Below are 22,195 nucleotides of genomic sequence, written 5' to 3'. Positions count from 1 at the left end.
CGCAAGAAAGCCGTCCTTGCGAAGAGAATGGATGCGCGGGTCAAGCCCGCGCATGACGATCGAGCTTGCTATCATCGACGGTCTCATTCCGCGGCCTCCGCGAGCACGGCGCGGCCGAGGTCGACGACCTCGAGCGTGGTGCGGACGCGCTGGGTCGAGCCGTCCTGGAAGCGGATCACCGTGTCGACGGGGATGCTGGCCTTGCCGCGGTAGATCGCATCGATGATGTCGGCGTATTTCTCGTTGATGACGCCGCGGCGGACTTTTCGGGTCCGGGTCAGCTCGCCGTCATCGGCATCGAGCTCCTTGTAAAGCAGCAGGAAGCGCGAGATGCGTTGTGCCGGCGGCAGGGTGGCATTGACCGTCTCGACCTCTTTCTTGAGCAGCGCATAGACCTCGGGCCGCGAGGACAGGTCGGTGTAGGTCGTGAACGAGATCCGGTTCTTCTCCGCCCATTTCGAGATGATCGAGTAGCGGATGCAGATCATCGCCGCGAGCGCGTCGCGGCCGGCGCCGAGCACCACCGCTTCGGCGACATAGGGCGAGAACTTCAGCTTGTTCTCGATATATTGCGGCGAGAAGCGCTCGCCGCGCGAGGTCTCGGCGAGATCCTTGATGCGGTCGATCACGACAAGCTGGCGGTTGCCGTTGTAGTAGCCGGCATCGCCCGAATGCATCCAGCCGTCCTTGACGTCGGCGACCGAGGCTTCGGCGTTCTTGTAATAGCCGTGGAACATGTTGGGATGCCGCACCACGATCTCGCCGACGCCGTTGACGTCGGCATTGTCGATGCGGATCTCGATGTCGTCGGCCATCGGCACGCCGGTGGTGTCGGGATCGACCTTGCCTTCGGGATGCAGCGTATAGGCGCCGAGCAGCTCGGTCTGGCCGTACAGCGTGCGCAGCGGCACGCCCATCGCCTGGAAGAACTTGAAGGTGTCCGGCCCGAGCGCCGCGCCGCCGGTCGCCGCCGAGCGCAGCCGCGTGAAGCCGAGCCGGTCGCGCAGCGCGCGGAACAACAGCTGGTCGGCGAACACAGAACGCTTGCCCTCGGCGAGCGCCGCAAGGCCGGTCTTCATGCCGAGGTCATAGAGCAGCTGCTTGAACGGCGAAGCGTCCATCACCCCGGCGCGGACGTCGGCCGCGATCGATTCCCAGACCCGCGGCGCGAACAGCACGAAGGTCGGCGCGATCTCGCGGAAGTCGTGCATCATGGTGTCGGGCTCTTCGACGAAGTTGACCTTCATCCGGGAGAGCAGCCCTTTGCCCAGCGCGTAGATCTGTTCCATGATCCAGGGCAGCGGCAGCACCGAGACATATTCGTCGTCCGGTCCCTTCGGATCGAAGGCGAGATAGGTCGCGCAGTGCCGCAGCACGCGCCCGGCCGAGAGCATCGCAAGCTTCGGGTTGGCCGTCGTGCCCGAGGTGGTGCAGAGGATCGCGATGTCCTCGCCATCAGTGGCGTCGACCAGTCGCTCGTAGAGCCCAGGCTCGCGCGCGGCGCGATCGCGGCCCAGCGCAACGAGCCTGCTCGCCTCCATCAATCGCGGATCGTCGTATTTGCGCATGCCGCGCGGGTCGGAATAGACGATGTGCTTGAGGTGGGGCACGCGATCGGCCAGGCCGAGCAGCTTGTCGACCTGTTCCTCGTCCTCGGCGAAGACCAGCTGGGCCTCGCCATAGGTCAGGAGATAGGCGGCTTCCTCGTCCAGCACGTCGCGATAAAGACCGAGGCTCATCGCGCCAATCGCGTGGGCCGCGATCTCGGCGGCGACCCAGTCCGGCCGGTTGTCGCCGATAATGCCGATCACGTCGCCGCGGCCAAGCCCGAGTTCGACCATGCCGAGCGCGAAGTCATGGCTGCGGGTCTGGTAGTCGTTCCAGGTGAATTCGCGCCACAGCCCGAAATCCTTCTCGCGCAGCGCGATCTCGCTGCCATGCTCCTTGGCGTTGAGGCGCAGCATCTTGGGAAAGGTGTCGGCCTGCGCGGCGCGACCGGCGTAGTCCATCATGCCGCGCTCTCCCGCACCGCCGGCTTGTCGTCGGGGTCGACCAGCACTTCGTCTTCCTCGCCGAGATAGGCGCGCTTGACATGGGGATCGGCGAGCACGGTGGCCGGATCGCCCTCGGCGATCTTGCGGCCGAAGTCGAGCACCATGACGCGGTGGGAGATGTCCATCACGACGCCCATGTCGTGCTCGATCATCATCACCGTCATGCCGAACTCTTCGTTGAGATCGACGATGTAGCGCGCCATGTCTTCCTTCTCTTCGAAGTTCATGCCGGCCATCGGCTCGTCGAGCAGGATCAGTTGCGGCTCGAGCGCCATCGCGCGGGCGAGCTCGACGCGCTTGCGCAGGCCGTAGGGCAGGGTGCCGGCGGTCGCCTTGCGCACCGATTGCAGATCGAGGAAGTCGATGATCTCCTCGACCTTGCGGCGGTGCTCCAACTCCTCGCGGCGCGCACCGGTCAGCCAGTACAGCGATCCCGTGATGAAGTTGTTCTTCAGGAGGTGATGGCGGCCGACCATGATGTTGTCGAGCACGCTCATGTGGTGGAACAGCGCGAGATTCTGGAAGGTCCGGCCGATGCCGAGCCGGGGCCGCGCGTTCGGGTTGAGGCCGGTGATGTCCTGGCCGCGATAGAACAGCTGGCCTTCGGTCGGCCGGTAGCGGCCAGAGATGCAGTTGACGATCGAGGTCTTGCCGGCGCCGTTCGGGCCGATGATGGAGAACAGCTCGCCCTCGTTGACGCCGAAGCTCACTTCGGTCAGCGCGCGGACGCCGCCAAAGCGCAATGAGACTCCGCGCACCTCGAGACTATTAGCCACCCTGTTCCCTCCAGATACGGGCGCTTTGGCGCGCTCTTTATCTTCGCTTCGATCTTACTCTTCGATCTTACATGGGCCGCCGAAGGGAGACCATCCGACTAATGATGCCGGCGTTCGGGAGATCGCTCGCCCCGATCGCCTGCGTCATGCGCGGTAACGCCGCACCCGCCTGCAAGCCCGCCCCTCGCGTCGTCTGCCTTCAGCGATCCATCGAGGAGCTGCGCGACGTTACGCGAGGTGGCTCTGAATACGAGAAAGCGATAGGTTGAATTGTCATGTGCCCGACATTTGGTCAGGAATTTTCGCTGGCATTCCAGGCCTCGGGTCCCTGGCTTCGCGCACGGCGTTGCTGCGGTGCAATATCGTTGCAGTATCTTGGGTAGGACGCCGTCGCTAGAATGATTGCTGCTGATTACCTGAGGCGCATCGCGGCCTGGTCGCGCGAACTGAGCGAGCAAGAAATCGAAATCGCGCGCGCCGGCATTTCCGAGAAATCCTATCGCGCCAACGAATACATCTTCATGCGCGGCGACAACTTCCAGTACTGGACCGGCATCGTCACCGGGCTGGCACGCATGGGCATCGTCTCGCGCGGCGGCAAGGCGGCGAGTTTCGCGGGCCTCACCGCAGGCGCGTGGTTCGGCGAGGGGACCGTGCTCAAGAATGAGCCCCGGCGCTACGATGTGGTCGCGCTGCGCGACACGCGACTGGCGATGATGGATCGCCGGACCTTCGTCTGGCTGTTCGAGAACAGCGTTGGCTTCAACCGATTCCTGGTCGGCTCGCTCAATGAGCGGCTCGGCCAGTTCATCGCGCTGCTCGAATATGGCCGCACGCTGGACGCCACGGCACGGCTGGCGCGCTCGATCGCCTCGCTGTTCAATCCGATTCTTTATCCCGACCTGACGCTGCACCTTGAGATCACCCAGGAGGAGATCGGGGCGCTGTCGGGAATCTCCCGGCAGAATGCCAACCAGTGCCTGAAGCGGCTCGAGCGGGAAGGACTGTTGCGGCTCGAATATGGCGGGGTGACCATCCTCAACCTCGACCGGCTGCGCCACTATGGCGAGTGACGGGTTCCGGGCGCATCGAGCCGTTTTCGCAGACCTAAAGTCCTGATTTCAAACGATTAAGCCATTAGACTTGGGGCAGGCTGGATGCTACAGACCGGCCTCGTCGGGATCGCGCGGTTTTCGCGCTCTCTGGAGATGACATGGCGGTTAAGGATTCGGCGGCTCAGGACTCAAAGCGGCGCGTTGCGCTGATCACCGGCGTGACCGGGCAGGACGGCGCGTATCTCGCCGAATATCTGCTCGGTCTCGGCTACACCGTGCACGGGATCAAGCGGCGGTCGTCCTCGTTCAACACCGCGCGCGTCGACCATCTCTACCAGGACCCGCATGCCGGCAACGTGCCGTTCCTGATGCACTATGGCGACATGACCGATTCGACCAATCTGATCCGCCTGGTGCAGCAGATCCGGCCGACCGAGATCTACAACCTCGCCGCCCAGAGCCACGTCCAGGTCAGTTTCGAGAGCCCGGAATACACCGCCAACGCCGACGCGATCGGCGTGCTGCGCCTCTTGGAGGCGATCCGCATCCTCGGCATGGAAAAGGAAACGCGGTTCTACCAGGCCTCGACCTCGGAGCTTTATGGGCTCGTGCAGGAGGTGCCGCAGAAGGAAACCACGCCGTTCTATCCGCGCTCGCCCTATGGCGTCGCCAAGCTCTACGGCTACTGGATCACGGTGAACTACCGCGAGGCCTATGGCATGTTCGCCAGCAACGGCATCCTGTTCAACCATGAGAGCCCGATCCGCGGCGAGACCTTCGTGACGCGCAAGATCACCCGCGCCGTTGCCCGCATCGAGGTCGGCCTCGAGAACAGGCTCTATCTCGGCAATCTCGACGCCAAGCGCGACTGGGGCCACGCCCGCGACTATGTCGAGGGCATGCACAGGATCCTGCAGGTGGACGAGCCCGGCGACTTCGTGCTCGCGACCGGCGAGACGCGGTCGGTCCGCGAGTTCGTCGAGCTGGCGTTTGCCGAGGTCGGCCGCAGCATCGAATGGCGCGGCAAGGGCGTCGAGGAAGTCGGTGTCGACAAGGCGTCCGGCAACACCCTGGTGCAGATTGATCCGACCTATTTCCGCCCGACCGAGGTCGATCTTCTGATCGGCGACGCCAGCAAGGCGCGCGCCAAGCTCGGCTGGGCGCCGAAGACGCCGTTCGCGCAACTGGTGAAGGAAATGGTCGCCAGCGATCTCGTCGAGGCCAGGCAGGACGCGGCCAATGGCAAGCACGGCGTTTGAGCTGAAGGACAAGACGGTCTTCGTTGCCGGCCATCGCGGCATGGTCGGCTCGGCGCTGATGCGCCGGCTGGCGCGCGAGGAGGCCGATCTCCTGACGGTGTCGCGCAGCGAGGTCGATTTGCGCGACCAAGCCGCGGTCAACGCCTGGTTTGCCGCGAAGCGGCCGCAGGCCGTGTTCCTCGCCGCCGCCAAGGTCGGCGGCATCGTCGCCAACAACACGCTGCGGGCCGAATTTCTCTACGACAATCTAGCGATCTCGAGCAACGTGATCCAGGCAGCGCACGCCAATGGCTGCGAGAAGCTGATGTTCTTCGGCTCGTCCTGCATCTATCCGCGCCTCGCGCCGCAGCCGCTGCGCGAGGATTCGATGCTGACCGGCCCGCTGGAGCAGACCAACGAGCCCTATGCCATCGCCAAGATCGCCGGCATCAAGATGGCCGAGGCCTATCGCAGCCAGTACGGCGCCGATTTCATCAGCGTGATGCCGACCAATCTTTACGGCCCCGGCGACAATTATCACCCCGAATACAGCCACGTCGTCGCCGCGCTGATCCGCCGCTTCCACGAGGCCAAGGTTTCGAGCGCGGGCAACGTCGCGGTGTGGGGCACCGGCACGCCGCGCCGCGAATTCCTCTATGTCGACGATCTCGCCGACGCCTGCGTCCATCTGATGAAGACCTATTCCTCGCCCGAACTGGTCAATATCGGCACCGGCGAGGACATCACCATCGCCGAGTTCGCGCGCGTCGTCGCGGCCGCCGTCGGCTATCGCGGCGCGATCAGCTTCGACACGTCGCGCCCGGACGGCACGCCGCGCAAGCTGCTCGACGTCAGCCGGCTGGCCAGGCTCGGCTGGCGCGCCACCACCTCGCTCGAGGATGGCATCGCCCTCGCGTACCAGGCCTATCTGCGCGAGACGAAGTGACGCGGTGAACCTCCCGCCCTCCGACTGAGAATATCTGTCGGCTTGGCAACGCCACGCGGCTAGGATGCGCGTACCCAAGCGTGCCGCAAGAGCCGCCAGTGCGTCGGAGGAGACATCATGAAGGTTCTGCGCCGCCAGTTCCTGCAACTTGCAGCCGCTACGGCTGTGCTTCCGCTCACATTTGGAAAAGCGATTGCCGAGGCCTATCCGGCGCGGCCGGTTCGCCTCGTGATCGGCTATACGCCCGGCGGTTCGGCGGACCTGACGGCGCGCCTGATGGGACAGTGGCTGTCGGAGAAGCTCGGGCAATCCTTCATTGTCGAGAACCGGCCGGGCGGCGGGACCAACATCGCCACCGAGCAGGCGCTGCGCGCGGCGCCCGACGGCTACACGCTGCTGCTGGTCGCGCCGGCCAATGCGATCAACGCGACGCTCTACCAGAAGCTGCCGTTCGATTTCATGCGCGAGATGGAGCCGATCGCGGGCATCATTCGCTTTCCCAACGTCGTGGTGGTGCACCCCTCGCTGCCGATCAAGTCGATTCCCGAATTGATCGCCTATGCAAAGGCCAATCCCGGCAAGCTCAACATGGCGTCCTCAGGCAACGGTTCGACGATCCACATGTCGGGCGAACTGTTCAAGATGCTGACCGGCATCAACATGCAGCACGTGCCCTACCGGGGCGGCGCGCCGGCGCTCACCGATATGCTGTCCGGCGTGATGCAGGTGATGTTCGATAATCTTCCGACCTGCGCCGAGCACGTCAAATCCGGCAAGCTGCGGGGACTTGCGGTCACCAGCACGACCCGTTCGGACGTGCTTCCGGACCTGCCGCCGGTCGCCGACTTCCTGCCGGGTTACGAGGCGAGCGCCTGGTACGGCCTCGCGGCGCCGAAGAACACGCCGCCTGAAATCGTCGACCGGCTCAACAAGGCCGTCAATGAAATCCTCGCTGATCCCAAGGCCAAGGCGCGCTTTACCGAGATCGGCGCGATCATGCTGCCGGGCTCGGCTGCCGACTTCGGCAGACTGGTGGCCGACGAGACTGAGAAATGGGGCAAGGTGGTCAAGTTCGCCGGAGCCAAGGTTGACTAAAGCGTTTTCGAGCGAAGTGGATACCGGTTCGCGTGAAGAAAACGCGTCAAACTAGAATCTAGAGCTCCGTTCCGATTCGATCGGAATGGAAAAGGCTCTAGCTTCGCGCCGTCGCGCGCGGCGGATTCTTTGAAAGCGCCGCCGCCATCGCCGATATCAGCGGCCGCATGAAGAAGGCGTCTTCGGCCGGGTAGATGTCGGTGCGCAGGCCGTGGGATTTGAGCTCGTCCGATACCGCCGGTCCGACGGAAGCGATCGGCGTACGCTCGAACCCCTGGCGTAACCTGTCCTCACAACCGCGCGCCCGTGCCACCTCGATGAGCCGACGGACCTGGCCGAGATTGGTCAGCGCGATCGCGTCGATACGGCCCTGCGCCATCTCCTCGATCGCGGTGACGATGTTGGCGTCGGCGGCCTGCGCATCATAGACATAGGGCAGCACCGTATCGACCTCGGCACCGTGTGCCTTGATCGCGTCGATCAGGGTGGCGTGATCCTTGTCCGGATAGAGCTGCAGGCCGAGCCGATGGCCGGCGAGGTCGAGCTTCGACAGCATCTCCGCGACGCCTTCCGACGTCGGCTTCTCGGTCGTCATTTGCGGCTCCAGGCCGATCTCGCGCAGCGCCCGGCCGGGCTTGGGGCCGCGGGCGAATTTGCGCGCCTTGGCGAGGCCATCGACGAACTCCCGCTCGACGCCGATCCGGCGCACGACCTTCATCAGCCGGCGCAGGCCTTCGCCGGTCATCAGCACGAGATCGTCGAGCGGCCGTTCGATAGCGCGGCGAATCCAGGCCTCGATCGGCGCCGCATCAGGCGCATCGTGGATGGTGAACATCGGGCATTGCAGCACGTCGGCCCCCTGCTCGGCGAGCAGGCGGGAGAACTGCGCCTCCTCGCGCGTCTCGAGGATCAGGATGCGGTAGCCGTTCAGCCGTTCAGCCATGATGGTCCCTAACAAACATTGTCGTCATTTGTTCGATTTGACCCCCGCGCCGGGATTGGCGCAAGGCCGCCTGCGGTGTAGACGAGGGCCGAAAATGACCGTTCCACCAATCTGCTCAAGCTTTGGTCAATTGGCATGCCCGACCATCAATTCGTTTTGACCCTGTCCTGTCCGGATCGTCCGGGGATCGTCTCGGCGGTCTCGACGTTTCTTGCCCATAACGGCCAGAACATCCTGGACGCCCAGCAGTTCGATGACGTCGAAACTGGCAAGTTCTTCATGCGCGTGGTGTTCACCGCGGCCGACCTCGCGGTCGAGCTCGCGGCGCTGCAGACCGGCTTTGCCGCGATCGCCGAACGGTTCGGCATGGAATGGCAGATGCGCGATCGCGCCAGCCGCCGCCGGGTGATGCTATTGGTGTCGAAGTCCGATCACTGCCTGGTCGACATCCTCTACCGCTGGCGCACCGGCGAGCTCGAAATGATCCCGACCGCTGTTGTCTCCAACCATCCGCGCGAGACCTACGGCTCGCTCGATTTCGGCGATATCCCGTTCCATCATCTGCCGGTGACGAAAGAGACCAAGCGGCAGCAGGAAGACGCGGTGTGGAAGCTCGCCCAGGATACCAAGACCGACCTCGTGGTGCTGGCCCGCTACATGCAGATCCTGTCGGACGAGATGTCGGCACGTCTGTCGGGCCGCTGCATCAACATCCATCATTCCTTCCTGCCGGGCTTTAAGGGCGCCAGGCCCTACCATCAGGCGCATGAGCGCGGCGTCAAGCTGATCGGCGCCACGGCGCATTACGTCACCAGCGATCTCGACGAGGGGCCGATCATCGACCAGGACGTCGAGCGTATCAGCCATCGCGACACGCCTGAGGATCTCGTGCGCAAGGGGCGCGACATCGAGCGCCGGGTGCTGGCGCGCGCGATCCGCTACCATCTCGCCGATCGCGTCATCCTCAACGGACGCAAGACTGTGGTGTTCGTGGACTGATCCGCACTTCGCTCGCCCGTACAAGGCGATGCGGGCTTTGCCGGCCGACCGTGCGCTCAGCGTGCCGCGTCTTGCGGTGCCGTTGCCGGCTTGGCGTCGTCGCCGCGCTGGGCCGCGGGCATCAGCCGCTTGCGTTCCCGATCCTGCATGAACTTGTCGTATTCGGGGGTGCCCGGCCGCGGCGGCGCATCCGCCGGCAGGCCGCCGGCCCAGGATGGAATGGTATCGGCCATGCCGGCCGAGAGCTTCTGGTTCATGGAGCTGCATCCCCCGAGCGCGCCGGCCGCGAGCGCGAGGGCAGTCAGGACAGCGATGGGACGCGAGACGATTGGCATGGGAAGCAGGATACAGCCCTGGTCTTTATGGATGATGATCTCGGGCGCGACCGTTCGGCTGCAATTGTGCTTGTTTGTTGACATTGTCGCTGCGTTTGTACGGTCGTACAAATGAATCGAGCCGGCGGCGGCCTTGAATGCGCGAGACCGGCTCTCGCGGAGGCATTGAGTCTGGTGGAGCGATATTGGTATCCTGATACTTGTCTCCGCAGCCAGGCCCGATCGCGTCGCGCGCGGCACACGTCCATCGTCCGATTGACAGAGGGCACGGGGAGACGCCTTGTCGCGTTGCGGCTTGGCCGTGCATGCTTGAGTTAAAACAAGGCAAGAGCCGGGACCAAGGCTCGATGCAGAAGAACGGAAGGGGGGGACGTCGATGTTCAATCGTCGCAAAATGTTGCTGTGGGGCGCCGCTTCGGCCGTGCTTCCCGGGTTGTGTGCCAGCGTGCCGGCGTGGGCGGACGACGCCGTCAAGATCGGGCTGATCCTGCCGATGACCGGCGGTCAGGCATCGACCGGCAAGCAGATCGATAACGCCATCAAGCTCTACATGCAGCAGAAGGGCGACACCGTCGCCGGCAAGAAGATCGAGATCATCCTGAAGGACGACGCCGCGGTGCCGGACAACACCAAGCGGCTTGCGCAGGAACTGATCGTCAACGACAAGGTCAATTTCATCGCTGGCTTCGGCGTGACGCCCGCGGCGCTCGCCGCGGCGCCGCTGGCGACGCAGGCCAAGATCCCGGAAGTCGTGATGGCGGCCGGCACCTCCATCATCACCGAGCGTTCGCCCTATATCGTGCGTACCAGCTTCACGCTGGCGCAGTCCTCCACCATCATCGGCGACTGGGCGGTGAAGAACGGCATCAAGAAAGTCGCGACGCTGACCTCCGACTACGCGCCCGGCAACGATGCGCTGACCTTCTTCAAGCAGCACTTCACCGCAGGCGGCGGCGAGATCGTCGAAGAGGTCAAGGTCCCGCTCGCCAATCCGGACTTCGCGCCGTTCCTGCAGCGCATGAAGGACTCCAAGCCCGACGCAATGTTCGTATTCGTGCCGGCCGGGCAGGGCGGCAACTTCATGAAGCAATATGCCGAGCGCGGGCTCGACAAGAGCGGCATCAGGGTGATCGGACCCGGCGACGTCATGGACGACGATCTGCTCAACAATATGGGCGATGCCGCGCTCGGCGCGGTGACGGCGCATCTCTATTCGGCCGCCCATCCGTCCGCGATGAACAAGGAGTTCGTCGCCGCCTACAAGAAGGCGTTCGGCAACCGCCCGGGCTTCATGGCGGTCAGCGGCTATGACGGCATCCATCTGATCTACGAGGCGCTGAAGAAGACCAATGGTGCGACCGACGGCGACAAGCTGATCGAGGCGATGAAGGGCATGAAGTGGGAGAGCCCGCGCGGCCCGATCTCGATCGATCCGGAAACCCGCGACATCGTGCAGAACATCTATATCCGCAAGGTCGAGAAGGTCGACGGCGAGCTCTACAATGTCGAGTTCGCGACCTTCGAGGCCGTCAAGGATTCCGGCAAGACCAAGAAATAGCATCGTCATCGGCGGCGTGCGCTCCGGCCCTCACCACGTCATGCCCGGCCAAAAGCGCGAAGCGCGTCTTCGCGCAGGTGTGCCGGGCATCCACGTCTTTTCTTCCCGGCGAGCAGTAAGACGGGGATGGCCGGGACAGGCCCGGCCATGACGATGACCTTGACGTTCGAGCTGTTGTTCTTGTTGCGTCCTCACGGCTAAGCTGACTCCATGGCCTCTATCCTTACCAACCTGTTCGACGGCGTCGCTTACGGCATGCTGCTGTTCGTGCTCGCCTGCGGGCTTGCGGTGACGCTCGGGCTGATGAATTTCGTCAACCTCGCGCATGGCGCCTTCGCGATGGCCGGCGGCTATACCTGTGCCGTGCTGGTGAACAATTCCGGCTGGCCGTTCTTCGCAGGCCTGCCGCTCGCCTTTGTCGGCAGCGCGGTGATCGGCATCGCGCTGGAGCGCACGCTGTACCGCCATCTCTATAGCCGCAGCCATCTCGATCAGGTGCTGTTCTCGATCGGCCTGGTGTTCATGTCGGTGGCGGCGGTCGACTACATCATGGGATCGTCGCGGGTCTTCATCAAGCTGCCGGCGGCGCTGGAGGGCCAGATTGACCTGTTCGGCGTCGGCATCGGCCGTTACCGGCTGATGATCGTCGTGATCTGCGGCCTGCTCACGCTGGCGCTGCAACTGATCCTCGCCAAGACCCGGTTCGGCAGCCGGCTGCGCGCCTCGGTCGACGATCCGCGCGCTGCGATCGGGCTCGGCATCAACGTGCCGCAGGTGTTCGCCTTCACCTTTGCGTTCGGCTGCGGCCTCGCTGGCCTCGGCGGCGCGCTGAGTGCGGAGATCCTCGGGCTCGATCCGTACTTCCCGCTGAAGTTCATGATCTACTTCCTGATCGTCGTCACCGTCGGCGGCTCGTCCTCGATCACCGGACCGTTCCTGGCGTCGCTGCTGCTCGGCATCGCCGACGTCGCCGGCAAGTATTACGTGCCGAAGCTCGGCCCCTTCGTGATCTACACTGTTATGATCGTGATCCTGCTCTGGCGTCCGAACGGCCTGTTCGGCCGTACCGCGGCACGGTGAGGCGGTCATGGCGGCGCTATCAGACGTTTCCACTCACGCGATGGCCAGCGCGCGCTGGCGGGTCAGCGAGGTCGCGTTCTGGGCGCTGGCGCTCGCCTGCGCCTTCCTGTTCCCGTCGCGCTATTTGATCATGACCGACATCGTGCGGCTCGGCCTGTTCGCGCTGTCGCTCGACCTGGTCCTCGGCTACGCCGGCGTCGTCTCGCTCGGCCACGCAGCCTTTTTCGGCGTCGGCGCCTATTCGGCCGGCTTGCTGGCGCTGCACGGCATCATCAACGAGCCCGTCATTGCGCTGGTCGCGGCCGGTCTGGTTGCGGCGGTGCTTGGCTTCCTGACCAGCTTCCTGGTCATCCGCGGCGTCGACCTGACACGGCTGATGGTGACGCTCGGCATCGCCCTGCTGCTGGAAGCGCTCGCCGAACGCTTCTCCAACATCACCGGCGGCACCGACGGGCTGCAGGGCATCGAGATGCAGCCGATCCTCGGTCTGTTCACGTTCGACATGTTCGGCAAGACCGGGTTCTTCTACTCGCTGATCGTGCTGTTCATCCTGTTCCTGCTGGCCCGAAGCATTGTGCATTCGCCGTTCGGCCTGTCGCTGCGCGCGATCAAGAACAATCCGCTGCGCGCGGCCGCCAACGGCGTGCCGGTCAACCGTCGCCTGATCGCGGTCTATACGCTCGCGGCCTTCTATGCCGGGATCGCCGGCGCGCTGTTCACCCAGACCACGGCGCTCGCCTCGCTCGACGTGTTTTCCTTCGAGCGCTCCGCCGACCTGATGCTTGTGCTCGTGATCGGCGGCACCGGCTATCTCTATGGCGGCCTGATCGGCGCTGTCGTGTTCAAGATGCTGCAGGAGCTGTTTCAGAGCATCACCCCGCAATACTGGCTGTTCTGGATCGGCCTCGTGCTGGTCGTGATCGTGCTGGTCGGCCGCGCGCGCATCCATCGCTGGGTGCTGTTCGTGCCCAACCTGATCATCCGCCAGTTCGCCGGCCGCAAGGCCGCCGTTGCCGTGCCGGAGAACGACGCGTCATGACGATCGCGCTGGAAACACGTGGCCTCGAAAAATCCTTCGGCGCCCTTCGCGTCACCCGCGATCTTTCGCTGAAGGTGATGCAGGGCGCGCGCCACGCGCTGATCGGGCCGAACGGCGCGGGCAAGACCACCGTCATCAATCAGCTGACCGGCGTGCTAACGCCGAACAGCGGGCGCATCCTGCTCGAAGGCAGCGACATCACCGGCCTTTCCGTCCACAAGCGGGTGCTGCGCGGGCTGTCGCGCACGTTCCAGATCAACCAGCTCTATCCCGACCTGACCCCGCTCGAAACCATCGGGCTTGCGGTCTCCGAACGGATGGGGCGCGGCGGCGACTGGTGGCGACGGATGGGAACGCGGAGCGACGTCAATGCCGAGATCGCCGAGATCCTGTCGCGCTTCCATCTGCTCGACGTGATGACGGAGCCCACCTCGACCTTGCCCTATGGCAAGCAGCGCCTGCTCGAGATCGCGGTCGCGATCGCCGCCAAGCCGCGCGTGCTGCTGCTCGACGAGCCCGCGGCCGGCGTGCCCGAGAGCGAGCGTCACGACATCCTGGCGGCGGTGGCGGCACTGCCGCGCGACGTCACCGTGCTGCTGATCGAGCACGACATGGACCTCGTGTTTTCCTTCGCCGACCGCATCTCGGTGCTGGTCAATGGCGGCCTGCTCACCGAGGGCGCCCCCGATGAGGTCGCGCGCGATCCGCAGGTGAGGGCGGTCTATCTCGGCGAGGCCGCCGATGCCTGAGCTTCTTTCCATCCAGGGCCTGCGTGCCGGATACGGCGAGGCGGTGGTGCTGCCCGACATGTCGCTGGCGCTTGCCGAGGGCCAGGTGCTCGCGCTGCTCGGCCGCAACGGTACCGGCAAGACCACGCTGATCAATTCGATCGTCGGCATCGTCAGGCGCCTCAGTGGCAGCGTCGCGCTCGCAGGCCGCGACATCACGGCGATGCGGCCCGACCAGCGCGCCCGCGCCGGGATCGGCTGGGTGCCGCAGGAGCGCAACATCTTCCGCTCGCTGACGGTGGAAGAGAACATGACCGCGGTGGCGCAGCCCGGGCCGTGGACGGTCGAGCGGGTATACGAGATGTTTCCGCGGCTGCAGGAGCGGCGGCGCAATTTCGGCAACCAGCTGTCCGGCGGCGAGCAGCAGATGCTAGCGATCGGCCGCGCGCTGACCCTAAATCCGAAAGTGCTGCTGCTCGACGAGCCGACCGAAGGCCTCGCGCCGATCATCGTTGAGGAATTGTTAAAGGCGATTGGAACCATCACGCGCTCGGGTGGCATCTGCTCGATCATCGTCGAGCAGAACGCGCAAAAGATTCTGGGGCTGGCCGACCGCGTTGTGATATTGGAACGCGGCACGATCGTGCACGATGCCGCAAGCAGCGCGCTGAAAGCCGATCCCTCCGTCCTCGAGCGCCACCTCGGCGTCTCCGGGGCCAAGGCACATTAGAAGGCACATTAGAAACGTCCGGGAGTTGACCATGCAGCGAACCAAGCCTCCGTTCCGCGCCGACGAGGTCGGCAGCTTGTTGCGGCCGCCGAAGATCAAGGAGGCCCGCGCCAGATTGGAGAAGGGCGAGATCTCGGCCGACGAACTGCGCAAGGTCGAGGACATGGAGATCGAGAAGGTCGTGCACAAGCAGGCCTCGGTCGGCCTGAAGCTTGCGACCGACGGCGAGTTCCGCCGCTCCTGGTGGCACTTCGATTTCCTCAGCCATCTGACCGGTTGCGAGCTGTTCCATCCCGACATGGGTATCCAGTTCGCCGGCGTGCAGACCCGGCACGACGCCATCAGGGTGATCGGCAAGCTGGATTTCTCCGATCATCACCCGATGCTCGATCACTTCAGGTTCCTGAAGAAGTACGCCGACCAGGCGCACGTCACGCCGAAGATGACGATCCCCTCGCCGGCGGTGCTGCATTTCCGCGGCGGCCGCAAGCTGATCTCGAAGGAGGTCTATCCGGACCTCGAGGAATTCTATCAGGACCTCGGCAAGACCTATCGTAAGGCGGTGAAGGCGTTCTACGACGCCGGTTGCCGCTATTTGCAATTCGACGACACGGTGTGGGCCTATCTGTGCTCGCAGGAGGAATTGCAGAAGTCGCGCGACCGCGGCGACAATCCCGATGGCCTGCAGGAGATCTACGCCCGGGTCATCAACTACGCGATCGCCGACCGTCCGTCCGACATGGTGATCACGACCCATGTCTGCCGTGGCAATTTCCGCTCGACCTGGATCTCCTCCGGCGGCTACGAGCCGGTCGCCGAGACCCTGCTGGCCGGCACCAATTACGACGGCTACTTCCTCGAATATGATTCCGACCGCGCCGGCGGCTTCGAGCCGCTGCGCTTCCTGCCCAAGGGCAACAAGGTCGTCGTGGTCGGTGTCATCACCTCGAAGTTCGGCGAGCTCGAGAAGAAGGACGACATCAAGCGGCGGCTGGAAGAGGCATCGAAGTTCGCTCCGATCGAGCAGCTCGCAGTGTCCCCGCAATGCGGCTTCGCCTCAACCGAGGAGGGCAATATCCTCTCCGAGGAAGAGCAGTGGGCCAAGCTCAGGCTCGCGGTCGAGGTCGCGAACGAGGTGTGGGGGAAGTAAGGCCGCATTCTCCGTCATTGCGAGGAGCGAAGCGACGAAGCAATCCATCTTTTCCCTGCATGGAGGCATGGATTGCTTCGCTGCGCTCGCAATGACGTGGAGAGCGCTGTGTCACTGCTCCGCCAGATAGACCTCGCCGAGCAGCGACGAATTCGACCACGGCACCTGCTTGCCCTTGGTCGCGGCGACGACTTCGGCGCGGACCCGGGTCAGCATCTGCTGCACCTCGAGGCCGGGCGTGCCGACATGGCGCGACAGCGCCGCCGAGAACGGACTGTTGGCGCCTTCGCCGTCGAGCGCGACCTGGCCCGGCGCGGTCGCAAACGCGATCAGCGTGCCGGCGCCGAGCGTCGAGCCCGATCCGAGCGAGGCGGGCGCGGCAAGGCCGGAGCCCGCTTCGATGCCGCGGCTTGGACCTGCGGAGGCCAGCTGCGGTGCCATCGGATTGTTGCGGCAGGCATCGAGGATCAGGATGTTGGTGCGGATCTGGTCGTCGAGCCCGGCCATGATCGTGTCCATGTCGACCATCGCGTCGGTCATGCGCGCGCCCGCCCTGAACTCGATGTCGACCGGCACGAGATAGTTGCGGCCGTCGACCTGCACGCCGTGACCGGCATAGTAGACCACGGCGATCTGCGACCGCGCCGCCTCGCGCAGGAAATCATTGATCGTCTTCCGCATCGTGTCGCGATCGAGATCGTGTCCCTCGGAGACGGTGAAGCCGATGTCGCGCAGGCTCCCGGCGATGGCGCGCGCATCGTTGGCCGGATTGGGCAGCGCCTTGACATGCGCATAGGCGCCGTTGCCGATCACCAGCGCGAGGCGTCGGCCGGTTGCTGCCGCCGGGGCCGCCGCGGCGGCAGGCGCTGGTGCCGGTGTCTTGACGGAAGCGGCCGGTGGCGCGGCCGGGCTGCTCTCGGCGGCCGGCGCTGCCGCGGTCTTGCGCGGTGCCGCGTCGGTCTCCTTGAGCAGCGCGAGCCGAACTTTCGCGGTGGCCTGGTTGGCCTTGCTGCCGGCATCGGATGCCACGCCTTCGAGCACCGCGGCGTAATCTTCCTTGGCATGCGCAGCATCACCCTTCGCTTCGTAGCTGAGGCCGCGCTGGGTATAGGCTGAGATCAGCACGCTGCCGGGCGGCGTCATGATGTTGACGGGCGCTTTGGCCTTGGCGAGCCGGATCGCCTCCGTCGTGTCCGCGATCGCGCGCTCGATCTCGCCCTTGGCGCGCCAGATCACGGCGCGGCTGATCAGCGGCTGCGGCAGCGACGGGTCGATCCTGACCGCCTCATTGATGTCGGCGAGCGCGCCGTCGAGATCGCCGAGCGCCCGCTTCGAGGCGCCGCGGTTCTGATAGGAGAAGGCTGACTTCGGACCGGCCTTGATCGCGGCGTCATAGTCGGCGATCGCCTTGGCATAGTCGCCCTTGCTGCGATAGGCGTTGCCGCGGTTGTGAAAAATGATGCCGCTCGGCGGCCCCATGCGCAGCGCATCGTTGAAGTCGGCGATCGCGATGTCGTACTCGCCTTTGTCGAAATAGGCTGAGCCGCGCAAATTGTAGACGGCGGTGCTGGGCTTGAGGCGCAGCGCCTCGGTGGCGTCGGATATCACCCGGGCGTAGTTGCCCTTCTTGTTCCAGCCGACCGCGCGCCAGAAATAGATGGTAGCGAGCTTCTCGCCGGAAAACACCTTCAGCGCGATGATCTTGGTGCAGGCGTCGATCATCTGGTCGGCCGGCGTGGTCTCGGTCGTGCAGAGCGGGCCGAGCTGGGAGCGCGCCTGGGCGAAACAGGGCGCCGACCAGAGCAAAGCGGCAAGGAGGGTGGGGATCAGGAGCAGGCGGCGCATCGGTCATCCGGGGTAAGGCCGTCATGGCGATCGACGACGGCAGGGCGGTCCAAGAGACCGGTCCAAGGGGCGGTCCATGACTGTTTGGTGATCGGGCAGCAGAGGGGGTTCAACTGGTGGGAAAATGGTGATAAGACGCTGCTAGTCATCTTTTCTGCCCACTCTCGTCCCACTCGCCGCTGCCCACCCAAGGCGCCATGAAGAACGACGAAATCCTCAGCCAGATCACGGATTTCTGCCGCCGCTCCGACATGGCGGAGACGACGTTCGGCCGCCGTGCCGTCAATGACGGCAAGCTGGTGTACCGGCTGCGGGAGGGCAAGCGCATCACGATCGATACGCTCGACCGTATCAACGTCTTCATCGCGACTTCGACGCCGGGCGGCGTGGCGCCGCCGCGGGGCCTCGTGGTGCCGCCGGAAAAGCGCGATCCGCGGGGCAATTTCCGGTTTTTCGAGAACCGCCAGCGCTATTTGCTGTTCGTCCACACCTGCAGCGAGAAGCGGGTGATCGCCGACCGGGTTGCGCTGGAGTTGGCGGCCATCCATCCGCGGCCGCCGGCGCTGCGGGTGTTCGATGCCGGAATGGGCGACGGCACGGTGCTGGCCCGGGTCCTGCGCGCCATGCATGGCCGCTTCCCACATATGCCGTTCTATGTCGCCGGCAAGGAACTGAGCCTGGAGGACGTCCGCCTCACCCTCGACAAGGTCCCCGACCGCCTGTTCGAGCATCCGGCCAGCGTCTTCGTGTTCACCAACATGTATTACGCCGAGGCGCCGTGGCTGACGCCCAAGAACTCCGCGGCGGCCGCCAGCATGATCTGGCACGAGGTAGCTCTGCGGGGAGCGTCGTCGGGTGAGTTCGAGGCCCAGATCGCCGAACTCGGTCCGTTTCTGGAGCAGAACTGGCGCGCCAATCTCAGCCCCGGCAATGCGATGCCGATCTATGAGCGGCCGGTGGCGCTGGTCCTGTACCGGGACGATCACCGGTTCCTGCTCGATTCCATCATTCCGCGGGCCGGCCGCACCGAAGCCAATTTCGATCTTGTGATCGCCTCGCAACCTTACCGTGCCAAATCCTCGGTGAACTTCCGCGCCAAGCGGATTATCGCGCCGCTGGCCCGCGCGCTGCGTGGCGGCGGGCGGCTGATAGGAATCCACTCCCACGGCGGCGATCCCGGGCTTGAAATGATTCAAGCGGTCTGGCCCGGAGAAAATCCTTTCGCCGTTAGCCGCCATGAGATACTGCGCGCGGTGAAATACGAGTTGGGCTCCGCCGGCCGCGAGCTGAACTTCAACGCCTACGCCGATAACCGTTCGATCTTCCGATATGATATGGAAGCGCTGCCCAATGAGGTGACCGGCTCGATCGGAACCTCGACGGCCTTTGCTGCGTGGAATGCGGCGGTGTATGTCGCGCAGATCGAAGATGAGCGGTTGACCGAAACGACCGAAAACGGACGAGCTCTCGAGGCCACACGCGAAGTTCTCCGCAAACACAACGGGCTGTGGTTCTACGACGAATCCTACGTCATCTCGCGGCGACGAGACTGACATGCCGGGGACATATTCACCAACCAACGTCGGACTTCGACTTAACAAGGGGTTTGCTTGATGCGCGCGTCTTACCTGTTCACCAGCGAGTCGGTCTCGGAAGGCCATCCGGACAAGGTCTGTGATCGTATTTCGGATGAGATCGTCGATCTGTTCTATCGCGAGGGACCGAAAGCGGGCATCGACCCGTGGCAGATCCGCGCGGCGTGCGAGACGCTCGCGACCACCAACAAGGTGGTGATCGCCGGCGAAACGCGCGGCCCGAGCTCGGTCACCAACGACCACATCGAGAGCGTGGTTCGCTCTGCAATCAAGGACATCGGTTACGAGCAGGACGGCTTCCACTGGAAGAACTGCGACATCGAGATCCTGCTGCATCCGCAGTCGGCCGACATCGCGCAGGGCGTCGACGCGCTGCAACCGGGCGAGGTCAAGGAAGAGGGTGCCGGCGACCAGGGCATCATGTTCGGTTACGCCACCAACGAGACGCCGGACCTGATGCCGGCGCCGATCTTCTACGCCCACAAGATCCTGCGGCTGATCTCCGAAGCGCGCCACTCCGGCCGCGAGAAGGTACTGGGTCCGGACTCCAAGAGCCAGGTCACGGTGCAGTACGAGAACGGCAAGCCGGTCGGCGTCCGCGAGATCGTGGTCTCGCACCAGCATCTGGTCGAGGACCTGTCGTCCAAGCAGATCCGCGACATCGTCGAGCCCTACGTCCGCGAGGCGCTGCCGAAGGAGTGGATCACCGACAAGACGATCTGGCACATCAATCCGACCGGCAAGTTCTTCATCGGCGGTCCCGACGGCGACTCCGGCCTGACCGGCCGCAAGATCATCGTCGACACCTATGGCGGCGCGGCTCCGCATGGCGGCGGCGCGTTCTCCGGCAAGGATCCGACCAAGGTCGACCGCTCGGCCGCCTATGCCGCGCGCTATGTCGCCAAGAACATCGTCGCGGCCGGTCTCGCCGATCGCTGCACGCTGCAGCTCGCCTATGCCATCGGCGTGGCGCGTCCGCTGTCGATCTACATCGACACCCACGGCACCGGTAAGGTGTCGGAGGATCAGCTCGAGAAGGCGGCGGCCAAGGCGATGGATCTGACTCCGCGCGGCATCCGCAGCCATCTCGATCTTAACCGCCCGATCTACGCGCGCACCTCGGCCTACGGTCATTTCGGCCGCACGCCCGACAATGAGGGCGGCTTCTCCTGGGAGAAGACCGATCTCGTCGAGCAGCTGAAGCGCGCGCTCTGATACTTGCGTCATTCCGGGGCGCTCGCGAGAGCGAGCGAACCCGGAATCCCTAATCATCACCTCGAGATTCCGGGTTCGCCTCTTCGAGGCGCCCCGGAACGACCAGTTCAACAACAGGACGCTCAAATGAACGCCCCCACGAAGCCCGGCTTCACCGACTACATCGTCAAGGACATTGCGCTCGCCGATTTCGGCCGCAAGGAGATCTCGCTGGCCGAGACCGAGATGCCCGGCCTGATGGCCACCCGCGAGGAGTTCGGCCCCAAGCAGCCGCTGAAGGGCGCGCGCATCGCGGGCTCGCTACACATGACGATCCAGACCGCGGTCCTGATCGAGACGCTGGCCGCGCTCGGCGCCGACATCCGCTGGGTCTCCTGCAACATCTATTCGACCCAGGATCACGCCGCGGCCGCGATCGCCGCCGCCGGCATTCCGGTGTTCGCGATCAAGGGCGAGACGCTGACCGAGTACTGGGACTACACCGCGAAGCTGTTCGACTGGCACGGCGGCGGCACGCCGAACATGATCCTCGATGACGGCGGCGACGCCACCATGCTGGTGCATGCCGGCTACCGCGCCGAGCAGGGCGATACCGCCTTCCTCGACAAGCCGGGCTCCGAGGAAGAGGAGATCTTCTACGCGCTGGTCAAGCGCCTCCTGAAGGAGAAGCCGAAGGGCTGGTTCGCCGAGATCGCCAAGAACATCAAGGGCGTCTCGGAAGAGACCACCACGGGCGTGCATCGCCTCTACGAGATGGCCAACAAGGGCACGCTGCTGTTCCCGGCGATCAACGTCAACGACAGCGTCACCAAGTCGAAGTTCGACAACCTCTATGGCTGCCGCGAGTCGCTGGTCGACGGCATCCGCCGCGGCACCGACGTGATGCTGTCGGGCAAGGTCGCGATGGTCGCGGGCTTCGGCGACGTCGGAAAGGGCTCGGCCGCCTCGCTGCGCCAGGCCGGCTGCCGCGTCATGGTCTCCGAGGTCGATCCGATCTGCGCGCTGCAGGCGGCGATGGAAGGCTATGAGGTCGTGACCATGGAAGACGCGGCGCCGCGCGCCGACATCTTCGTCACGGCGACCGGCAACAAGGACATCATCACCATCGAGCACATGCGCGCGATGAAGGATCGCGCCATCGTCTGCAACATCGGTCACTTCGACAACGAGATTCAGATCGCCGCGTTGCGCAATCTGAAGTGGACCAACATCAAGCCGCAGGTCGACGAGATCGAATTCCCCGACAAGCACCGCATCATCATGCTGTCGGAAGGCCGGCTCGTGAACCTCGGCAATGCGATGGGTCACCCGTCCTTCGTGATGTCCGCCTCCTTCACCAACCAGACGCTGGCGCAGATCGAGCTGTTCGCCAACAACAAGGACAGCAAGTACGCCAAGAAGGTCTACGTGCTGCCCAAGACCCTCGACGAGAAGGTCGCCCGCCTGCACCTCGCCAAGATCGGCGTCAAGCTGACCGAGCTGCGCAAGGACCAGGCCGACTACATCGGCGTCAAGCAGGAAGGTCCGTACAAGTCGGATCACTACCGCTACTGATCCGCGCCCGCAGCGATCGATCACGTGAAGAGCCCCGGCATCGACCGGGGCTTTTTGCTGGGGTGACGCATGCAACAGATGGGCCGCCTTCGCGGCGGAACGACGCTCTGATGTCGCCAAATACCCCGTCGTCGTCCCTGCCTGGTGCGCAATTGCGCACTAGGCAGGGACGACAGCGAGTTTGTTGCACGACTGGATCATACGTCAGCATTCTCGCGACATGATCTGTCCGAGCTTTGCTCTTCGTTCCGCCCTCTCAC

Annotated in this window: 19 protein-coding genes; 14 read left to right on the top strand and 5 right to left on the bottom strand. The window is 64.6% G+C overall.

Annotated features, from left to right (window positions below; all coding sequences use genetic code 11):
* Positions 1 to 83 precede the first annotated feature (83 nt).
* Both Q2M23_RS27285 and Q2M23_RS27280 read right to left on the bottom strand, forming a co-directional pair.
* Entirely contained in the window at positions 84 to 2,012 is a 1,929-nt protein-coding gene (locus Q2M23_RS27285) for a long-chain fatty acid--CoA ligase (protein WP_316397665.1), read from the bottom strand.
* Positions 2,009 to 2,830, bottom strand: coding sequence for an ABC transporter ATP-binding protein (locus Q2M23_RS27280; protein WP_016847995.1), 822 nt, complete (start codon positions 2,828 to 2,830; stop codon positions 2,009 to 2,011). Before Q2M23_RS27280 ends, Q2M23_RS27285 begins: the two co-directional genes overlap by 4 nt.
* Positions 2,831 to 3,228: 398 nt before the next feature.
* Between Q2M23_RS27280 and Q2M23_RS27275 the strand changes: the two genes are divergently transcribed.
* The 4 genes from Q2M23_RS27275 (at position 3,229) to Q2M23_RS27260 (ending at position 7,164) form a co-directional block, all read left to right on the top strand.
* Complete coding sequence (locus Q2M23_RS27275) at positions 3,229 to 3,903, top strand: Crp/Fnr family transcriptional regulator (RefSeq protein ID WP_316397664.1); 675 nt, start codon at positions 3,229 to 3,231, stop codon at positions 3,901 to 3,903.
* 140 nt (positions 3,904 to 4,043) lie between these two features.
* Entirely contained in the window at positions 4,044 to 5,144 is a 1,101-nt protein-coding gene (gene gmd / locus Q2M23_RS27270; RefSeq protein WP_316397663.1) for a GDP-mannose 4,6-dehydratase, read from the top strand.
* Positions 5,125 to 6,069, top strand: coding sequence for a GDP-L-fucose synthase (locus tag Q2M23_RS27265; protein WP_316397662.1), 945 nt, complete (start codon positions 5,125 to 5,127; stop codon positions 6,067 to 6,069). Before gmd ends, Q2M23_RS27265 begins: the two co-directional genes overlap by 20 nt.
* 117 nt (positions 6,070 to 6,186) lie before the next feature.
* On the top strand, positions 6,187 to 7,164 hold the full coding sequence (locus tag Q2M23_RS27260) for a tripartite tricarboxylate transporter substrate binding protein (protein WP_316397661.1): 978 nt from the start codon (positions 6,187 to 6,189) through the stop codon (positions 7,162 to 7,164).
* A 97-nt stretch (positions 7,165 to 7,261) separates the two neighbouring features.
* Here Q2M23_RS27260 and Q2M23_RS27255 read toward each other — a convergent pair whose 3' ends face one another.
* The gene (locus Q2M23_RS27255) at positions 7,262 to 8,107 is read right to left on the bottom strand and encodes a uroporphyrinogen-III synthase (RefSeq protein WP_316397660.1); all 846 of its coding nucleotides are present in this window, start codon (positions 8,105 to 8,107) and stop codon (positions 7,262 to 7,264) included.
* A 135-nt stretch (positions 8,108 to 8,242) separates the two neighbouring features.
* On the opposite strand from Q2M23_RS27255, the gene purU reads away from it, so the two are divergent.
* Positions 8,243 to 9,106 carry a formyltetrahydrofolate deformylase gene (gene purU / locus Q2M23_RS27250; protein ID WP_018272656.1) on the top strand — a complete coding sequence of 288 codons (864 nt, stop codon included), beginning with the start codon at positions 8,243 to 8,245 and terminating at the stop codon, positions 9,104 to 9,106.
* 56 nt (positions 9,107 to 9,162) lie between these two features.
* On the opposite strand, the gene Q2M23_RS27245 is transcribed toward purU, so the two are convergent.
* The gene (locus tag Q2M23_RS27245; RefSeq protein WP_141343207.1) at positions 9,163 to 9,441 is read right to left on the bottom strand and encodes a hypothetical protein; all 279 of its coding nucleotides are present in this window, start codon (positions 9,439 to 9,441) and stop codon (positions 9,163 to 9,165) included.
* Between the two features lie 376 nt (positions 9,442 to 9,817).
* On the opposite strand from Q2M23_RS27245, the gene Q2M23_RS27240 reads away from it, so the two are divergent.
* The 6 genes from Q2M23_RS27240 to Q2M23_RS27215 all read left to right on the top strand — a co-directional run bounded on the left by Q2M23_RS27240 (position 9,818) and on the right by Q2M23_RS27215 (position 15,726).
* A complete protein-coding gene (locus Q2M23_RS27240; protein WP_141343202.1) occupies positions 9,818 to 10,999 on the top strand; it encodes an ABC transporter substrate-binding protein in 1,182 nt (393 codons plus the stop codon).
* A 210-nt stretch (positions 11,000 to 11,209) separates the two neighbouring features.
* Positions 11,210 to 12,079, top strand: a complete 870-nt coding sequence (locus Q2M23_RS27235; RefSeq protein ID WP_316397659.1) for a branched-chain amino acid ABC transporter permease — start codon at positions 11,210 to 11,212, stop codon at positions 12,077 to 12,079.
* Between the two features lie 7 nt (positions 12,080 to 12,086).
* Positions 12,087 to 13,118 carry a branched-chain amino acid ABC transporter permease gene (locus tag Q2M23_RS27230; RefSeq protein WP_316397658.1) on the top strand — a complete coding sequence of 344 codons (1,032 nt, stop codon included), beginning with the start codon at positions 12,087 to 12,089 and terminating at the stop codon, positions 13,116 to 13,118.
* On the top strand, positions 13,115 to 13,867 hold the full coding sequence (locus Q2M23_RS27225) for an ABC transporter ATP-binding protein (RefSeq protein WP_141343205.1): 753 nt from the start codon (positions 13,115 to 13,117) through the stop codon (positions 13,865 to 13,867). Before Q2M23_RS27230 ends, Q2M23_RS27225 begins: the two co-directional genes overlap by 4 nt.
* Positions 13,860 to 14,576 (top strand): ABC transporter ATP-binding protein, encoded by a 717-nt coding sequence (locus tag Q2M23_RS27220; protein WP_229191356.1) that lies wholly within the window; start codon positions 13,860 to 13,862, stop codon positions 14,574 to 14,576. Before Q2M23_RS27225 ends, Q2M23_RS27220 begins: the two co-directional genes overlap by 8 nt.
* 31 nt (positions 14,577 to 14,607) lie before the next feature.
* Entirely contained in the window at positions 14,608 to 15,726 is a 1,119-nt protein-coding gene (locus Q2M23_RS27215) for a cobalamin-independent methionine synthase II family protein (protein WP_016840262.1), read from the top strand.
* A 111-nt stretch (positions 15,727 to 15,837) separates the two neighbouring features.
* Here the strand turns inward: Q2M23_RS27215 and Q2M23_RS27210 are convergent, their stop codons facing one another.
* The gene (locus Q2M23_RS27210; RefSeq protein WP_316397657.1) at positions 15,838 to 17,571 is read right to left on the bottom strand and encodes a caspase family protein; all 1,734 of its coding nucleotides are present in this window, start codon (positions 17,569 to 17,571) and stop codon (positions 15,838 to 15,840) included.
* A 197-nt stretch (positions 17,572 to 17,768) separates the two neighbouring features.
* Here Q2M23_RS27210 and Q2M23_RS27205 point away from each other — a divergent pair, with 197 nt between their 5' ends.
* The 3 genes from Q2M23_RS27205 to ahcY all read left to right on the top strand — a co-directional run bounded on the left by Q2M23_RS27205 (position 17,769) and on the right by ahcY (position 21,935).
* Positions 17,769 to 19,124 (top strand): hypothetical protein, encoded by a 1,356-nt coding sequence (locus Q2M23_RS27205; protein WP_316397656.1) that lies wholly within the window; start codon positions 17,769 to 17,771, stop codon positions 19,122 to 19,124.
* A gap of 60 nt (positions 19,125 to 19,184) precedes the next feature.
* The gene (metK, locus tag Q2M23_RS27200; RefSeq protein ID WP_057016728.1) at positions 19,185 to 20,381 is read left to right on the top strand and encodes a methionine adenosyltransferase; all 1,197 of its coding nucleotides are present in this window, start codon (positions 19,185 to 19,187) and stop codon (positions 20,379 to 20,381) included.
* Positions 20,382 to 20,507: 126 nt separating this feature from the next.
* Positions 20,508 to 21,935, top strand: a complete 1,428-nt coding sequence (ahcY, locus tag Q2M23_RS27195) for an adenosylhomocysteinase (protein ID WP_057016727.1) — start codon at positions 20,508 to 20,510, stop codon at positions 21,933 to 21,935.
* Positions 21,936 to 22,195: the final 260 nt, after the last annotated feature.

Origin of the sequence: Bradyrhizobium sp. 33ap4 (assembly GCF_032654765.1) — a bacterium.
Lineage (GTDB): Bacteria > Pseudomonadota > Alphaproteobacteria > Rhizobiales > Xanthobacteraceae > Bradyrhizobium > Bradyrhizobium australafricanum.
This window is presented reverse-complemented; position numbering and strand designations above follow the sequence as displayed.

Coding starts and splice junctions, on each gene's coding strand:
- Q2M23_RS27285 (WP_316397665.1), bottom strand. CDS start 2,012: ATGATGGACTACGCCGGTCGCGCCGCGCAGGCCGACACCTTTCCCAAG.
- Q2M23_RS27275 (WP_316397664.1), top strand. CDS start 3,229: ATGATTGCTGCTGATTACCTGAGGCGCATCGCGGCCTGGTCGCGCGAA.
- gmd (WP_316397663.1), top strand. CDS start 4,044: ATGGCGGTTAAGGATTCGGCGGCTCAGGACTCAAAGCGGCGCGTTGCG.
- Q2M23_RS27265 (WP_316397662.1), top strand. CDS start 5,125: ATGGCAAGCACGGCGTTTGAGCTGAAGGACAAGACGGTCTTCGTTGCC.
- Q2M23_RS27260 (WP_316397661.1), top strand. CDS start 6,187: ATGAAGGTTCTGCGCCGCCAGTTCCTGCAACTTGCAGCCGCTACGGCT.
- Q2M23_RS27255 (WP_316397660.1), bottom strand. CDS start 8,107: ATGGCTGAACGGCTGAACGGCTACCGCATCCTGATCCTCGAGACGCGC.
- purU (WP_018272656.1), top strand. CDS start 8,243: ATGCCCGACCATCAATTCGTTTTGACCCTGTCCTGTCCGGATCGTCCG.
- Q2M23_RS27245 (WP_141343207.1), bottom strand. CDS start 9,441: ATGCCAATCGTCTCGCGTCCCATCGCTGTCCTGACTGCCCTCGCGCTC.
- Q2M23_RS27240 (WP_141343202.1), top strand. CDS start 9,818: ATGTTCAATCGTCGCAAAATGTTGCTGTGGGGCGCCGCTTCGGCCGTG.
- Q2M23_RS27235 (WP_316397659.1), top strand. CDS start 11,210: ATGGCCTCTATCCTTACCAACCTGTTCGACGGCGTCGCTTACGGCATG.
- Q2M23_RS27230 (WP_316397658.1), top strand. CDS start 12,087: ATGGCGGCGCTATCAGACGTTTCCACTCACGCGATGGCCAGCGCGCGC.
- Q2M23_RS27225 (WP_141343205.1), top strand. CDS start 13,115: ATGACGATCGCGCTGGAAACACGTGGCCTCGAAAAATCCTTCGGCGCC.
- Q2M23_RS27220 (WP_229191356.1), top strand. CDS start 13,860: ATGCCTGAGCTTCTTTCCATCCAGGGCCTGCGTGCCGGATACGGCGAG.
- Q2M23_RS27215 (WP_016840262.1), top strand. CDS start 14,608: ATGCAGCGAACCAAGCCTCCGTTCCGCGCCGACGAGGTCGGCAGCTTG.
- Q2M23_RS27210 (WP_316397657.1), bottom strand. CDS start 17,571: ATGCGCCGCCTGCTCCTGATCCCCACCCTCCTTGCCGCTTTGCTCTGG.
- Q2M23_RS27205 (WP_316397656.1), top strand. CDS start 17,769: ATGAAGAACGACGAAATCCTCAGCCAGATCACGGATTTCTGCCGCCGC.
- metK (WP_057016728.1), top strand. CDS start 19,185: ATGCGCGCGTCTTACCTGTTCACCAGCGAGTCGGTCTCGGAAGGCCAT.
- ahcY (WP_057016727.1), top strand. CDS start 20,508: ATGAACGCCCCCACGAAGCCCGGCTTCACCGACTACATCGTCAAGGAC.